The following is a 15,181-nucleotide window of genomic DNA, read 5'->3' on the forward strand; positions in this document are numbered from 1 at the left end:
CGGCCCCGCCCGGTGCGTTGAGCGTCCGGGCGGGGCGGGTGGAACCGGTTGACGCTACGTCAGGGCAGGTAGTACATCGGGTTGGGGAGCTTGTACGTCCTCTCGGCGTGGCCACCCGACAGATCGCTGTACTGGTCGCCGAAGTTGGCGACGATCCGGTAGCCCAGGCTCTCGATGTGCGCCCGGGTGGCCGACTTGTACTGGATCACCGTGCAGGTCTTGCCGCAGGGCAGGTACGACGGCGGGTTCTCCGGGTTCTTCAGGAACATGTGAGGTTGGTCCGGGGCCGGGAACCCGACGGCGGTGAGGTTGGCCGCGGTGGCGGCGCGCTGCGTCTCGGGGCGCCCGGTGACGTAGAAGACGGTGTAACCGTGCTTGGAGGCCCAGGTGGCCAGGGTGTTCATCCCGAACACGGCCGGCATGGTCTTGGTGGCGATGTACTGCGCGTTGCTCGCCGGGTTGTAGACGAAGGTGGTCTCCAACTCGTAGTTGTACGTGGACAGCGAGGTGTCGTCCACGTCGAGCACGATCGCCTTCCTGGTGCCGCGCTCGTGCGCGGCCTTGCTCTCCAGGTACTTCTGCGCCTTGTTCTCGATGCCCTTGACCTGGACGGCGTAGTTGCTGTCCGGCGAAGCCCAGTGCTCGCCCTTGGCGTCCACGGTGTCGCCGTAGTACGCCTTGATCTTGGTGACCTCGTCGGTCATGTTGGTGATCTGACGGTCGGTCTTCGGGGCCGGGGAGTCGGCGACCGCGAAGCCGCCGCCGGCCACCGCGCCGCCCACGACCACGCCGACCGCGAGGGTGGCGAGGGTCCTGGAACGGCTGTTGAGGGTGTTTCGGGCCATAGGGCTTCCTGCTCCTTCTACCGCCGGGCCGCGACGGCCTGGGGCGCCTGTCGCTGGTCTTCCGGTGCGGTGTCCCAGAACCTACTGGTGGGTAACTCAGCTGGTCAAGGCGGCACATACGGGCCGTCTACGCGCGTGGTCGCGGACACCGCGCACACCGTACGTGCACGCCGCACAAGCCCGCTGTGAGCGTACGCCGCACGCGCCGCCGCCGCGCGTCCCGCGGTGAGGGCGGGAGGGTGGAGCCATCTTGTCGGACTGTCTGCGGCATGCCGCTTTCGGCGTAATCGCCGCAACGCACCGCATGGCCGGGTCAGGCTGTGAGTCTTGATCACGGTCGGCTGGGGAGCCCGTGTGTGCAGGTTGTGTGAGTGGACCTTCTGCCAGGATCCGCGGGAGTTCCAGTCGCTTCCGTCGCGACCCCGGAGCCCGCGGTGAGGCGCCCGTCCGCTCGCCGCCCGGCGCCACGGCTGAGCGCCGCCGGCCTGGAGGTGCCCGCGCCGCCCGCCTGGATGCGCTGGCTGCCCGCCGTCTACGTCGCGGCCGTCCTGGTCCTGGAACCCGTGACCCCGGTGCGGTGGCCGGTGAGCTTCCTGCTCATCGCCCTTCCGCTGGTCGCCGCCTTCACCCGCGGCCCGGTCGGCGTCGCCGCGATCACGGTCTTCGCCGTCGGCTTCGAAGCCGTGCTGGCGGGCACCCCCTGCTGCGCCGGCCGCGTCTCGCACGACCTGGGGGAGCGTCACTACGTCGCCGCCTACATCTCCACCGCGCTGGTCGGCCTGCTCGGCGCGGTCCTGGCCACCCATCGAAGGCGCCAGGAGGCCCATCTCGTCAACGCCAACTCGGTCGCCGAGGCGCTGATGCGCACCCTGCTGCGGCCGGTGCCGCCCCGGGTGGGCCGCGTGCTCGCGGCCGGCCTCTACCGCCCCGCCGTGGTCGGCAGCCTGGTCGGCGGCGACCTCTTCGACATCTGCGCCACCCCGGCCGGCGAACGCGCGATCATCGGCGACGTCCGCGGCAAGGGACTGCCCGCCGTGGGCACCGTCGCCGACATCCTCGGCAGCTTCCGCCAGGTGGCGTTCGAGGCCGGTGATCTGCTTCAGCTGGCCGCCGGTATGGAACGCCGGATCGCGCGCGAGGTGGAGGCGATCCCCGACGCCGAACTGTTCGTCACCGCGGCCCTGATCGAGTACGACCACCGCGCCCGCCGGGTGACGATCGTCAACCACGGCCACATCGAGCCGGTCCTGATCTCCGGTGGCGAGGTGCGGGCGCTCACCGGACCGCCCGCCCTCCCGTTCGGCCTGGGCGCCCTGGCCGCCGAACGCCCCACCGCCCACACCCATCGGCTCGACCACGGCGACGTGCTGCTGCTCTGCACCGACGGACTGATCGAAGCCCGCGACCCGGCCGGATCCTTCTACCCGCTCCTCGACCGGCTGCGCCACCGGTTCGGCGGCGGACCGGCCCCGAGTCCCGCCGAGGTCATCGACTTCCTCGACACCGACCTGCCCCGCCACGCCCGCGTCCTCCACGATGACGTCGCCATCCTCGCCATCGCCCCGGACGGATCCGCACCGCCGGACGGATCCGCCGTGCCGGACGCCCGGTTGTGACGTCGGCCCGGTGCGCGACCCCGGCCCTGCGGAGTCGCGCACCAGGCCCTCGGTCAGTCCGCCGAGTGCACCAGGGTGCCGCCGACGTAGGTCCGCAGGACGCGGGCCGCGGCGATCTCCTCGGCCGGGGCGGTGAGGATGTCCCGGTCGAGGACGACCAGGTCGGCGAGGTGGCCCGGGCGGAGGCTGCCGGCGTCGTCATGGCCGTTGACGTGGGCGGAGCCGGCCGTGTAGGCGGTCAGGGCGGAGACCAGGTCGAGCCGCTGCCCGGGCAGGAAGACCCGCCCGTCGGTGGCCCCGGGCTCCATCCGGTTGACGGCCACGTGCAGACCGGCGAGCGGGTCGGGGCTGCTCACCGGCCAGTCGCTGCCCGCCGCGAGGGTGGCGCCGGCGCGCAGCAGGTCGCCGAAGGGGTACTGCCAGGCGGCGCGCTCGGGGCCGAGGAAGGGGATGGTGAGCTCGTCCATCTGCGGTTCGTGGGCGGCCCAGAGCGGCTGGATGTTGGCGATGGCACCGATCCGGGCGAAGCGCGGGACGTCCTCGGGGTGGACGACCTGGAGGTGGGCGAGGTGGTGCCGCCTGTCGCGGCGGCCGTTGGCGGTGCGGGCGGCCTCGACGGCGTCCAGGGCCTCGCGTACGGCGCGGTCGCCGAGGGCGTGGAAGTGCACCTGGAAGTCCAGTGCGTCCAGCGCGGTGACGTACTCGCACAGGGCCGCGGGATCGACGAAGCTCAGCCCGGTGTTGGCGGTGGCGCATCCGCAGCCGTCCAGGTAGGGGCTGGTCATGGCGGCGGTGAAGTTCTCGGCGATGCCGTCCTGCATGATCTTCACCGAACCGGCCCGGAACCGTCCGTGACTCAACTCGCCGCGCCGCTCTGCCAGTTCGGGGATCTGCTCGGCGCCGCGGTCGCGGTCCCACCAGAGTGCCCCGGTGACCCGGGCGGTGAGGGTGCCGGCCCGGGCGGCCGTGACGTAGGCGTCGGACGGGTCGGGCTGGCCGTTGAACTCGCCGAGCAGGGCGTCCTGCCAGCCGGTGATGCCGAGCGAGTGCAGCAGGGACTGCGCGCGCAGGAGTCCGGCCAGCCGGTCGGCGGCGGTGACGGGTGGGAGCAGGCGGGCGACCAGACCGGTGGCGCCCTCCTGGAGGACACCGCTCGGGGTGCCGTCGCTCTCGCGCTCGATCCGGCCGTCGGACGGATCGGGGGTGTCCCGGGTGAGTCCGGCCAGCTCCAGGGCGCGGGTGTTGGCCCAGGCGCCGTGGTGGTCGCGGTTGAGCAGGTAGACCGGGCGGTCCGGCACGACGGAGTCGAGCAACTGCCGGGTGGGCAGACCGCCTTCGAAGCTCTCCAGCGACCAGCCGCTGCCGGTGATCCAGGACCGGTCCGGGTGGGTGTCGGCGTACTCGCGCAGGCGGCGCAGGTAGTCGTCGACGCCGACGGTGCCGCTGAGGTCGCAGTCGGCCAGCTCGGTGCCGCCGAAGACGGCGTGGATGTGCGAGTCCTGGAAGCCGGGCAGCAGCAACCTGCCGGTGAGGTCGACGACTTCGGTCTTCGGTCCGATCAGCTCGTGGATCTCGTCGTGGCCGACGGCGGTGATCCGTTCGCCGGTGACGGCCAGGCTGCTCGCCCGGGTGCGAGCGGGGTCGCCGGTGTACACGGGGCCATGGGTGAAGACCAGGTCGGCCTTGGTCATGGGTGGTGCTCCAGACGGGTCTAGGTGGGTCGGGTCGGGGACGGGTGCGGGTCAGGGATCGGCGCGGTCCGGCCCGGCCGAGAAGTAGGGCGAGTGGCGGCGCCGGTGGGCCCAGACGGCCACCGGCAGGCCGGAGCCGACCATCAGCACCGGCACGAGCAGCTCGAACCAGCCGTTGTCGGCGGCGAGTTCGAAGTGGTCGGCGGAGTCGTAGAAGCTCCAGGCCAGGTAGCCGCCGACGGTGAGCAGCACGAGCGCGCCCAGCACCGGGCCGACCACCGCCCGCAGGCCCTCCAGCGGGGAGCCGCGCAGCAGGTGGCGGAAGTGTACGGCGGCGGCGATGGCGGTGAGCGCGTAGTAGAGGGCGACGACGATGCCGATCGCGTTGACGGCGGCGGAGATCAGGTCGCTGACCGTGGGGATGACCAGCGAGAGCACGGCGAGTGCGGCGGAGATCGCGGTGATCAGCAGGGTGCCGGCGGCCGGGGTCGAGTGCCGGGGGTGCAGCCGGGTCCAGACCGGTCCGAGCACACGGTCGCGGCCCATCGCGTACAGGCCCCGGGCGGTCGGGATGACGGCGGCCTGCAGCGAGGCGACCGCGGAGAACATCAGGGCGATCAACGGCAGGGCGGCGAGCGGCTGGTGGGCGAGCCTGGTGCCGAAGTAGGCGAGGCCCTGCGCGCCGTTGTCGGCCAACTCGTGCGGCGTCAGGACCCGCTGGAAGGCGGTGCCGGCGAGCAGGAAGAGCAGCAGCATCACGACCAGCGCGATGACGCCGCCGCGGGAGGCGTCCCGGGGGTCGCGGACCTCCTCACCGACGCTGAAGACGGACTCGAAACCCCAGTAGCAGAACACCGCGAGGACCATGCCCTGGGCGAGAGCGCTCGCCGAGGGGATGTCGAAGGGGTTGTACCACTGGAGCGAGAACGGCTGGTCGCCGGCGAACAGGCCGTAGCCGCAGAAGGCGAGCAGCACACCGTACTCGAAGACCAGCAGGTACTTCTGCAGACGGGCCGCGAGGTCCAGACCGCGTACCGCGACCAGCGCGGCCGCGAACAGCACGACCAGCCCGAGGAGGGTGCACTGGAGGGTGGAGTCCGGGTCGAGGCGCAGGCCGGCGACGCTGCGGACGGTCGCCTGGCCGAGCAGTTGGATGATCGCCGAGCCGGTCACCGTGGTGGTGTAGGCCATGAAGACGACGGTACCGACGGTGTTGACCCAGCCGGTGAGGAAACCCAGCCAGGGGCTGAGGATGCGGCCGACCCAGCGGTAGCTGCTGCCGGCGTCGGGCTCGACCCGGTTGAGCCGTCCGTAACCGCCGGCGATGGCCAGCACGGGCAGGAAGGCGAGCAGCATGACCGCCGGCAGGTGGAGGCCGACCACACCGGCGATCAGACCGAGTCCGATGCCGATGCTGCTGGTGGCCGCGGTGCTGGAGGCGGCGATCGCCACCCCGTCGACCAGTCCGATCGACTTGCGCATGGTGAGGGAGGAGGTCTGAGCCGCTGCTCTCGGACCGGTACCGGGGTCCTTGACCGTCGATGCCAATGGATTGCCGCCTTGGGTGTGGGGGAGGGGGCTGCTCGGGCGTGGGGGAGGGAGCCCTGTGGGGTGGGCGAGGAGACCGGAGGGGCCGTAGCAGGTCATGAAACCGGCGCCCCCTTCCCACGTCAATGGCGTTGTCATAAGCTCCGGCCATGGCTGAGCGAGTGGTCCCGGAGCCGGAGCGGCGGCGCAGGCGGCCGACCAAGCAGGGCACCGTGCTCTCCGGGCAGGTGATCGTCGAGACGGCGCTGCGGCTGGTCGGGCAGCACGGCGCCCAGGCACTGACGGTCCGGCGGCTGGGGGCCGCGCTCGGCGCCGACCCGAGCGCGGTCTACCGGTACTTCCACAGCACCGACGACCTGCTACTGGCCATCGCCGACGAACTGGTGGGCCGCGCCCAGGCGGGCTGGCGGCCCACCGGGGACTGGCGCGCCGACCTGCGCGACCTCGGCCTGCGGATCCACGCCGCCTACCGTGCCCACCCGCAGGCGGCCCTGCTGGCCGCGCACCGGACGACCGGGCGCGACAACGAGATCCGGGCGGTGGAGGCGGTCCTGGGTGTGCTGCGCTCGGCGGGGTTCCCGGACGAGGAGGCGGTGCGGATCTACCACGCCTTCGTCGACCAGGGCCTGGCCTTCGCCGCCCTCGACGCGGCCACGCTGGCGCTGCCCGCCGCCGCACAGTCGGCCGACCTGGGGGTCTGGCACGAACGCTACGGCCACCTGGACGCACACACGCACCCCAACATCGCGGCCACCGCGCGGCTGCTGGAGGCGGACATGCGGCGCAGCGGCTACCCGTTCGCGCTGGAGCTGCTGCTCGACGCGGCGGCGGCGAGGCTGACGGGCGGCAGCCAGGCGGGCTGACGGGCAGGCACCAGGGCGGGCTGACGGGCTGATGGGCCGACGGGCTGACGGGCCGACGGGGCACTCGTGAACGGGCGGCGTTTCGGCGCCGGCCTCGCCGGATCTCAAGTCCAGGACGGCAAACGTATGACGAATAGTCAGAACACCGTGTTCGAGCCGTTCCCTGACCATGGCAGGATGCGTACGGTTCGAAGGGCCCCTGGCAGTGCGCCCTTCGACGTCAACCCTCATGACCCCGCTCCCCAAGGGAGAAGTGAAGCAGTGACTGACCGTAGGACAGGCCCGGCCACCAGGGGCGTCCTCACCCGTACGCTGGCGGTCGCCGGCGCCGCGCTCACCCTGGTCGTCGGGACGGCCACCGGCGGTGCGGCGGCCGCTCCCGCGTCCGCACCGGCCGCGGCGCCCAAGGTACGAGCGATGACCGGTGCCCAGCTCAGCGCCTCCTGGAGTGGACCGCTCAGCACCAGGGGCCGCTTCATCGTGGACGCGAACGGCGACCGGTTCAAGCTGATGTCCGGCAACTGGGAAGGCGCCCAGGGCACTTGGACCGGCAGCGGCGACGCCGCCGACCCGGCGAACCACGCGCACGGCGAGCCCTCCCACGACATGCCGCTGGGCCTGGACCGTGCCCCGATGGCGCGGATCCTGGCCGGGTTCCACAGCCTCGGCATCAACAGCATCCGGCTGCCGTTCTCCAACGCGATGGTCCACAACACCACCCCGGTGCCGGACGCGGCCGTCGCCGCCAACCCGCAGCTGCGCGGCGACACCCCGCTGCAGGTGTACGACGCGGTGGTCTCGGCCCTCACCGCGGACGGCTTCGCGGTGATCCTCAACAACCACACCACCACGTCCCGTTGGTGCTGCGGCCTGGACGGCAACGAGCGCTGGAACAGCGGCCAGTCCACGGCGCAGTGGGAGGCCGACTGGCTGTTCATGGTGAAGCGCTACCAGGACAACAAGCGCGTCGTCGGCGCCGACCTGCGCAACGAGGTGCGCCGCGACACCTTCGACGACCCCAACTGGGGCTGGGGCGACAGCCACGACGAGAACGCCGCCTTCGAGGAGGCCGGCAACCGGATCCTCGAGGCCGACCCGGACATGCTCGTCATCATGGAGGGCATCAACTGGTACGGCATACCGCTGAACGGACTTCCGCACGGGCGGCCGATGCTGACGCCGGTCCAGAACCTCTCCAACACCCTGATCCGCTCCGACAAGCTGGTCTACGCGGCGCACTTCTACGCGTACACCGGACCGGCCAACAGCGGTGCGGGCAGCGGCCTCGGGGCCACCAGTGACCCGCGCTACGAGGACTTCACGCCCGCCCAGCTCGCCCAGGTGGTGAACCAGGAGGCGCTCTTCGTCACCCAGTCCGGGCAGCACTTCACCGCCCCGGTGTGGGTCAGTGAGTTCGGCGCGGCCGGCCGCGGCTCGACCGACGCCAAGGAGCAGGCCTGGTTCGGTACCTTCACCGACATCCTGGCCGCCAACGACACCGACTTCGCGATCTGGCCGCTGGTCGGCTGGACCAGGAACGGTGCTCCGCTGGACAACTGGGCGCTGCTCGACTACGACACCGACGGCACCCAGCTCAGCATCGACGACTCGGGCGACTGGCGGGCCGCCGACTGGAACAAGCTGGTCACCGCCCCGAGCCTGACCGGACCGGTCGCGCGGAGCGCCCGCTGGAACATGCTCAACCTCGACCACACCGACTACAACGTCTCCGCCCGGATGCTCGCACAGCCCGACTGGGACTCCGGCGCGCGCAAGGGCGACTGCCCGGACGGCCAGCGGGTGGCCGGGCTCGGCCGCGGCGACAGCCGCGGGCTGTGCACGGACTCCGGCGAGCCGCAGCAGTCCGGCGCCGCCTACGTGCCGGTCACCGACGAGCGCTATGTGACGGAAGGCGACTGGGCCCCCGGCTACAACAAGCTGCAGTGCCCGGACAACTCCTTCGCGGTCGGCTACAGCGTGCGCGGCAACGCGATGTCCGCGCTGCTGTGCGCCCCGTCGGCCACGGCACTGGCGACCACCGGCCGCAACGTGTGGTTCGACCACGGCGACAACCGGCCCGCCACCGGCGGCTCGGTGGCCAGCGACTGGGCACCCGGCTACTACAAGGGCCAGTGTGCCGACGACGAGTACGTCGCGGGTGTCGCCTTCACCTGGAAGTGGAACCACGGCGGGGTGCCCGACGCCCTGCTGTGCCGACCGCTGAGCTGACCCGCCCGCGCCGGGCCGGCCTCCGTCCCCCGGAGCGCCGGCCGGCCGGGCCTGCGGCCGCTCGCGCGCGGTCGGGCGCCACGCGGACCGGAGCGCCCGACCGCCCGCCTCAGCCGACCTGGACGACGTCCACCTCGTCGGCCTTCACGAAGCCGAGCCGGTGGCCGATCTGCACGGTCACGTACTCGGTGCCGCCCGGAAAGTACGTGTGGTCGTAGGGGAGTGAGGAGTCGATGGTCGGCGCGTAGTAGTACCCGGCGGGCGCCTCGCCGCCGCCCGGGTAGGACTGGCCGGCCTTGATGGTGTACGGGAGCGGCGTGCCGGTGTGCGGTTCGGTGAAGTCGGCCGGGTAGTCGGAGGCTTCCGGGTACGCCACCCCGTACACCTGGACCTCGCCGCGCCCGGCCTTGGGCCGTACGACGGTTCCGGCGGTCGGGGTGGTGGTGCGGGTGCCCTCGGGGCTCTGGAACCAGGCTTTCCGGCCGTACCACCAGATGGCGGTCCAGCCGGGACGGCGCTCGGCGACGACGGCCTGCTGAGTGGCGCTCACCTTGTCGCCCCAGTCGCCCGCGCAGTCGGTGCCCGCCTCGCCCGGCGGGTGGAGCGCCGGGTCGGCGAACAGCGGTGCGGCGGTGGAGGGTTCGGTGTACAGCGGGACGGCGCTGCTGGCCTGGCGGGGCAGGTCGACGTTCTTCTCGCAGTCGCGGAAGGCCTGCGGGTTCTGCCTGAAGACGGGGCTGACGGTGACGAGCGGGCTGTCACTGCGGGCGGTCGGGACGGTGGGCCGCCCGAGCAGGGTCATGAAGTGCTCCCAGTCCCAGTACGGTCCCGGGTCCCAGTGCATCGCCTTGGTACCCGCGGTGGCGGTGGGCGGCACGTTGTCGTGGCCGAGGATGTGCTGCCGGTCGAGCGGGATGCCGTACTCGGCGGCGAGATGGCGGACCAGGGCGGCCGTCGACCGGTACATCCGAGGCGTGAACCACCTGGCGCCGGCCGTCGCGTACCCCTCCTGCTCGATGCCGACGGAGTGGGCGTTCAGGTACGAGTTGCCGCTGTGCCAGGCCATGTCCTCGGTACGCACCATCTGGACCGTGTGGCCGTCGCGGGAGCGGACCACGAAGTGCGCGGAGGCGGCCCTGGCCGGGTTCTGGAAGATCCCCAGGGTGGCCGTGAACCTCTCCTCGGTGTCGTGCAGCACGATGTACCTGATCTCGTTGGTGCGCGGCCGGTCGGAGATGTCGTAGTTGCCGTACGCCCGCTTGTCGGCCGGGGCGCCGTTCTGCTGGTAGGCGGCCGGGACCCAGTCGCAGTCGAGGAGGAACGGGCAGTCGGTGCGCTGCCCCGCCGCGCTCGCCGCGCCCGCCGCGCCCGGGAAGACCACGGGGCCGAGCGGGGCGAGGCACAGGGCGACGGCGGCGCTGAGGGCGAGTGCGGTTCCGATCCGGTGCTTGGTCGTCATGACAGCCGTCCTGGCGGGGAGTTGAGAGCACTTCCGGCTCGGCACTGCCGGGGCCAGGACGGATTCTAGGTGTGGAGGGGCCGGGTCGGAACCAGCCCGGCGCCCTCCATCGCTCTTCACCAGGAATGACGGCTGCTCGCGGCGTATCGAGGAGCCGGATCGGGTGCGGTGCTCTTCAACGCCCATGCCTCCGCCCTGTGGGCGCGCTTCACGATCTACCTTCGCCGTGAGATCGCCGCCCGGCTCGGCTTGGCCCAGAAGGCGGCCCACGCAGTGCTGCGTGTCTCCTTCGCCAAGGTCGCCGAGTACCAGCGACGCGGCCTCGTCCACTTCCACGCCGTCATCCGCCTCGACGGCCCGGGCGGCAGCACCCAGCCCCCGCCCCCGTCCGCCACCGTGACCATGCTTGCCGACGCCATCCGGGCCGCCGCCCGCGTCTCGATCAGCACCGTCTCGGACGCCGTCGGGGAATGCGAACTCGCCTGGGGCGAACAGCTCGACGTTCGCGAGATCGCCGCCTTCGGCACCGACACTGAGCTGACCGATCACGCGGTCGCCGCCTACGTGGCCAAGTACGCCACCAAGTCCGCCGACGCCTCCGGCGCTCTCGACCGCGCCCTGTTCTGCCGCCCCTGCCAGGGACACGGCATGACCCTGGTCGCACACGGAATCCCGGTCACGTGCACCGCCTGCACCGGCACCGGACAGGCCCGACCCCTAAAACGCGCCCTCCACCGACACGGGGCCGCAGCATGACCAGGAACCCAGCCGCGTCCGGACGCGAGGTCGCGCAACGTCTGACCCCCGCCAAGGCGGCGAGGTCGCCCCGCTGATTGACCCCGCCCGGCAGCACGCCGCACCGCTCCATGCCCTCATCAGTGGGGCGAAGGGATGACCGGCAGCCGTGCCCACGGCCTGCCCTCCGGCACTCGCCCGGACCCTGGAGACGGCCCACCCACCAACACCGCGACCCAACTCGGACTACCACCCCACCGACAACCGCCAATCGACAAGCGCACTTCCGGCACCGACATCATCATGAGCCGGCACTCGGCCTAGCCTCCGCCTTTCAGTTGGGCTCGCCTGAACCGGGTCGATGGTGTTGGTGACGGGTCGTGGCCGTGTGCGGATGTGGGGGCATGCCGAAGATCCGACGCGTGGCCGGTGTCTCCAATGTCCTCGGGTCGTGGGCGGACGGGGACGGGCGGGTCGGTCAGGTGATGGGATGGGGCAGGGCCTGTAGCCGGGTGAAGGCGATCGCAAGGTTGTGGCGCCAGGGCCAGGTGGCGGCGATCCGCAGGTGCAGTCGGCGGGCTCCGCGGGTGATGCGGGCGGCGGTGTGCAGCAGCCGGTAGCGGAGCTTCTTCGGCTCGGCGGTGGCCAAGTCCCCTTCCAGAAGCAGGGCTTGGGTCCAGGCGAGCAGGTCGATGGCCGTCAGGGACAGCTCCAGCCATGCGGCGTTGATCTGGAAGTGGCGGGAGGGGAAGCGGCCGAATCCGGTGGTCTTGCCGCAGCGGATGCGGTCTTCGACGCGGGCGTGTGCACGGTGGCGGACCTCCAGCAGCTGAAGGGAGCCCTGGCCGTAGGGGGTGTCGGTGAGTAAGACCTGGTGGCGCATGCCCTCGTCCAGGTCGAACAGCGTGAGCTGGGCTCCGGGGTGAGGGCGCTCGCGGCGGACGGTGATCCGGGTGCCCTCGGGCAGGCCCGGCAGGTCGACCAGGCCGGTCAGCTCGGCAACCTGGGCGCCTTCGCGAAGTGAGCCGTCCTGTTCGAGAGCGGGATGCCAGAGGTGGTCGGGCAGGTGGCGGATCGCCCGGCGGACGGGTTCGGTGATGGACCATCCGACGGAGAAGGAGGCGTGGATCCCGCGCGAGCGCAGGGCCCGGATGTGGGCCAGGAACGCCTTCGCGGATCCGGCGCTGTCGGCGCGGATGAGGATCTCGGTGCCGTGGCGGTGGGCGTCGGGGATCTGGGCGAGCGCGGCGTCGAGCACGCTGATGTGGTCGGCGGCGGTGTTGGCCGCGGCGTTTCCCGGCCGCAGCACCCCGGCCAGGGCCTCGCCGGTGTTGTCGAGGAAGCACAGCAGCGGGTGGTAGCCGAAGCCGTGCTTGTAGGTGGGGGCGGCGTGTTCCTTCTCGGAGTGGCAGGTGACGAGGGTGGCGTCGATGTCCAGGACCAGGCCTGGCAGTTCACGTCCGCCCGCCTTCGAGGCGGGAATGCCGTCCCGGGTCTCGCCGGCCTGCAGCCAGGCGACCTCCCGGGCGGCGGCGCGGGCCGCCCGCAACGCTGCGAGCGCGGCCGGGTCGATGCCGGCCAGCAGCCGCCGGGCAGTCGGGGTGGAGGCGACCGAGCCGAAGACTTCCGGCTGATCACGCAGCAAGGTCAGGTCGGTGATCGTCTCGCCGCCGTCAGCGAGCATCACCGCCAGATCGACCGCGATCCGGCCCGGATCGTGGCCTGTGCCACGCGGACGCAGGCGGCGCAGGGCCTCGCCGAAGGCGTGGGTGAGGCCGACGGCGTCGGCGAGATCGGCCAACAGACGGGCCCCTGCATGGCTGACCACCCCGCGCCCGTCGGTGGAGACGACAAGCCGGGGTCGCGACCCGGTAGTGTGCACGTAGAGAGTGCCTTCCCGCTGGGCTGACAGAGACCTTCGACAAGCCTCATCTTCCCAGCGCAGAAGGCACTTTCGCGTTCCCGCTCATGATCTGGACACCACCGCAAGTGAAACGCGCAGGCTAGCCGCTCCGGGAGTGGGCCTGGATGAAGTCGGCGTACGCCTGGGAGGTGAACCGTGTGGGCAGGCTCCGTTCGAGCACGGGAGTCTGACCGGGGAGCAGCTGGCGGGCGACGAGGTCGGCGTACACCTGCTGGAGGTGGGAGACCTCGCCCGCCGCCGGGTTGTGCGCCGCCGCGGTCGGTGCGGTGACGTCGGCGAGGACGTCGTCGGTGCGTGGTGCGGGAAGGGTGAGTGCGGCTCCGACGTCACCGGCGGCTCCGTCGCGGGCGGTGAGCGCCGGCAGCGACCAGCGCCGCTCCAGGGTGCGGAGGATGCTGGTGTGGTCGAGCGGTGTCGCGCCGTCGGGTACCCGGAACACGGTGCCGGGCGCGATCAGCGGGGAGACCAGCACGGTGGGCACCCGGACGCCGAGGCGGTCGAAGCCGAATCCGAACTCGCCGATGGTGCCGTCCCCGGGCGGTGTGCAGGGGGCCGGCGGCGGGACGTGGTCGTAGCAGCCTCCGTGCTCGTCGTAGGTGATGACGAGCAGGGTCCGCTCCCAGCCGGGGCCGTCGCGCAGGATCCGGTAGACCTCCTGGAGGAGCTGTTCGCCCAACGCCACGTCGTAGACGGGGTGTTCGCTGTTGCCGGTGGACTGCCAGCTGGGTTCCAGGAAGGTGAACGGCGGCAGACCGTCGGCCTGGGCGGCCGACCGGAAGTCGGTGAAGACGCCGAAGTGGTCGGTGGACGCGTTGTGGATGTCGGGGAAGTTGCCACTGGTCAGCGGCATGTTCTGGTAGCCGTACACCCGCCAGTCCACGCCGTGCCCGTCGAGCAGGCCGAAGATGCTGGGACAGGTGAAGCTGTGGGCGTGGTCGTCCAGGTGCCCCTGGCTGGTGGCGGCGCAGGCGAACGCCCGGTTCGGCATGGTCTCGGTCGGGACCGAGCTGAACCAGTGGTCGCACACCGCGTAGCCGCGCGCCAGGGCGGATAGGACGGGCAGGGTCTCGGGGGCGAAGCAGGCCATGATGTCGTCGGCCACGGTGCCCGGGAGGACGGTCTGCCGGGGGTCCTTCCTGCGCAGCACCAGGGTGTCGGCGAAGTTCGTCACGAAGCCCTGCATGGTCGCCACCGGCGGCGACGGCGGGTCGAGGCTGCCGAAGAGCTGCGCATTGGTCGGTCGGTACCCCTCGCCCGGGTTGGCGCCGGGCATGAAGTACGGGTGCGCGTCGGTGGCTTCGATCCGGCGGACCTTGACATCCTGTCCGTCCGGGTCGGGGTTGGACTCGTCGCCGGTCAGCCCGGCGTACTCCTGCCCGGCGTCGGAGACGTTGTTCGGGTAGAGGAACCCCAGCATGTGGTCGAACGAACGATTCTCCAGCATCAGCACCACGAGGTGGTCCACCGCCGACAGCCGGTCATCGCCAGGCATCAGGACCTCCGCTTGCTGGGCAGCCACTGGTCGCGGGGCAGGCGGCGCCGCTCACGGCGACTGCCGACCCGCGGCCGGTCGGCGTAGGCGGGGGTGTCCGAACCGGTCTGCTGGGTCCAGCCGGTACCGGCCGAGATGTCGAAGACGCCGATGTAGCCGCCGGGCAGCAGTTCGAGCGGTTTCTTGATGAAGCCACCGTGGTCGAACTGGCCGTCGTCGCCGGTGCGGTTGGGCTGGAACCAGGCCGGGCGGACGAAGTCGCTGACCGGGATGTCGCCGATCTTGTACGAGTAGGCGTCGGCCTCGGGGGCGTCGCACACCTCCATCGCGTACAGCCTGCCGGTGGTGCCGCTCGGCTGGTCGAACACCACGAGGTCGATGTCGGGATCGCCCAGCATCTCCAGGAGCTCGTGACTGGCCGTCACCGTCCACTGCTGGCCGTACTGCTTGTCGGTACCGGCGAACACCTTCCCGATCGGCAGGAAGTTCGACGTCAGGTCGTGGTAGCCCAGAGCACCGGCCTGGTCGGAGTTGTCCAGTACCACGAGCCACCAGGCGTCGTCGGAGAGCGCCGACGGCGCCACGAAGGAGAGCTCGGCATCTGCTCCCCACACCGGGGCGAAGTCGCGGGTGACCTGGGTCTGCAGTGCCGGGACCGCCGCCTTGACCTCGTCATCGCTGACCGTGGTGGACTCGTTGGCCACTTCGATCTTGACATTGGGCATGGCTCCTCCAACTACGCGCAGGATTCCTCCGGCCGTGCGCAGGCCACTTCACCC

General features: G+C 71.5%; 11 protein-coding genes. 4 read left to right on the forward strand and 7 right to left on the reverse strand.

Features of this window, described 5'->3' with window-relative positions:
* Positions 1–59 precede the first annotated feature (59 nt).
* Positions 60–845 (reverse strand): HAD family acid phosphatase, encoded by a 786-nt coding sequence (locus ACSMTC_RS33190; RefSeq protein ID WP_436563438.1) that lies wholly within the window; start codon positions 843–845, stop codon positions 60–62.
* A 434-nt stretch (positions 846–1,279) separates the two neighbouring features.
* Between ACSMTC_RS33190 and ACSMTC_RS33195 the strand changes: the two genes are divergently transcribed.
* A complete protein-coding gene (locus tag ACSMTC_RS33195; RefSeq protein ID WP_436563439.1) occupies positions 1,280–2,461 on the forward strand; it encodes a PP2C family protein-serine/threonine phosphatase in 1,182 nt (393 codons plus the stop codon).
* Between the two features lie 53 nt (positions 2,462–2,514).
* Here ACSMTC_RS33195 and ACSMTC_RS33200 read toward each other — a convergent pair whose 3' ends face one another.
* Together ACSMTC_RS33200 and ACSMTC_RS33205 are read right to left on the reverse strand one after the other, a co-directional pair.
* Positions 2,515–4,152 carry an amidohydrolase gene (locus ACSMTC_RS33200; RefSeq protein WP_436563440.1) on the reverse strand — a complete coding sequence of 546 codons (1,638 nt, stop codon included), beginning with the start codon at positions 4,150–4,152 and terminating at the stop codon, positions 2,515–2,517.
* A gap of 51 nt (positions 4,153–4,203) precedes the next feature.
* Entirely contained in the window at positions 4,204–5,700 is a 1,497-nt protein-coding gene (locus tag ACSMTC_RS33205) for an APC family permease (protein WP_436563441.1), read from the reverse strand.
* Between the two features lie 149 nt (positions 5,701–5,849).
* On the opposite strand from ACSMTC_RS33205, the gene ACSMTC_RS33210 reads away from it, so the two are divergent.
* Together ACSMTC_RS33210 and ACSMTC_RS33215 are read left to right on the forward strand one after the other, a co-directional pair.
* Positions 5,850–6,563, forward strand: coding sequence for a TetR/AcrR family transcriptional regulator (locus ACSMTC_RS33210; protein ID WP_436563442.1), 714 nt, complete (start codon positions 5,850–5,852; stop codon positions 6,561–6,563).
* Between the two features lie 261 nt (positions 6,564–6,824).
* Positions 6,825–8,792, forward strand: coding sequence for a glycoside hydrolase family 5 protein (locus tag ACSMTC_RS33215; protein ID WP_436563443.1), 1,968 nt, complete (start codon positions 6,825–6,827; stop codon positions 8,790–8,792).
* A gap of 109 nt (positions 8,793–8,901) precedes the next feature.
* Here ACSMTC_RS33215 and ACSMTC_RS33220 read toward each other — a convergent pair whose 3' ends face one another.
* On the reverse strand, positions 8,902–10,251 hold the full coding sequence (locus ACSMTC_RS33220) for an N-acetylmuramoyl-L-alanine amidase (protein WP_436563444.1): 1,350 nt from the start codon (positions 10,249–10,251) through the stop codon (positions 8,902–8,904).
* 168 nt (positions 10,252–10,419) lie between these two features.
* Between ACSMTC_RS33220 and ACSMTC_RS33225 the strand changes: the two genes are divergently transcribed.
* A complete protein-coding gene (locus ACSMTC_RS33225) occupies positions 10,420–11,007 on the forward strand; it encodes a replication initiator (RefSeq protein ID WP_436563445.1) in 588 nt (195 codons plus the stop codon).
* A 457-nt stretch (positions 11,008–11,464) separates the two neighbouring features.
* On the opposite strand, the gene ACSMTC_RS33230 is transcribed toward ACSMTC_RS33225, so the two are convergent.
* The 3 genes from ACSMTC_RS33230 to ACSMTC_RS33240 form a co-directional block, all read right to left on the reverse strand.
* Complete coding sequence (locus tag ACSMTC_RS33230) at positions 11,465–12,868, reverse strand: IS1380 family transposase (RefSeq protein ID WP_436563446.1); 1,404 nt, start codon at positions 12,866–12,868, stop codon at positions 11,465–11,467.
* Positions 12,869–12,989: 121 nt separating this feature from the next.
* Complete coding sequence (locus ACSMTC_RS33235) at positions 12,990–14,402, reverse strand: alkaline phosphatase family protein (protein WP_436563447.1); 1,413 nt, start codon at positions 14,400–14,402, stop codon at positions 12,990–12,992.
* Positions 14,402–15,127, reverse strand: a complete 726-nt coding sequence (locus tag ACSMTC_RS33240; protein ID WP_436563448.1) for a hypothetical protein — start codon at positions 15,125–15,127, stop codon at positions 14,402–14,404. Before ACSMTC_RS33240 ends, ACSMTC_RS33235 begins: the two co-directional genes overlap by 1 nt.
* Positions 15,128–15,181: the final 54 nt, after the last annotated feature.

This window comes from Kitasatospora sp. HPM-01-4, from assembly GCF_051374625.1.
Taxonomy (GTDB): Bacteria; Actinomycetota; Actinomycetes; order Streptomycetales; family Streptomycetaceae; genus Kitasatospora.

Excerpts from the sequence above, each read along its gene's own strand:
- ACSMTC_RS33190 (WP_436563438.1), bottom strand. The coding sequence starts at position 845 with ATGGCCCGAAACACCCTCAACAGCCGTTCCAGGACCCTCGCCACCCTC.
- ACSMTC_RS33200 (WP_436563440.1), bottom strand. The coding sequence starts at position 4,152 with ATGACCAAGGCCGACCTGGTCTTCACCCATGGCCCCGTGTACACCGGC.
- ACSMTC_RS33210 (WP_436563442.1), top strand. The coding sequence starts at position 5,850 with ATGGCTGAGCGAGTGGTCCCGGAGCCGGAGCGGCGGCGCAGGCGGCCG.
- ACSMTC_RS33220 (WP_436563444.1), bottom strand. The coding sequence starts at position 10,251 with ATGACGACCAAGCACCGGATCGGAACCGCACTCGCCCTCAGCGCCGCC.
- ACSMTC_RS33235 (WP_436563447.1), bottom strand. The coding sequence starts at position 14,402 with ATGCCTGGCGATGACCGGCTGTCGGCGGTGGACCACCTCGTGGTGCTG.
- ACSMTC_RS33240 (WP_436563448.1), bottom strand. The coding sequence starts at position 15,127 with ATGCCCAATGTCAAGATCGAAGTGGCCAACGAGTCCACCACGGTCAGC.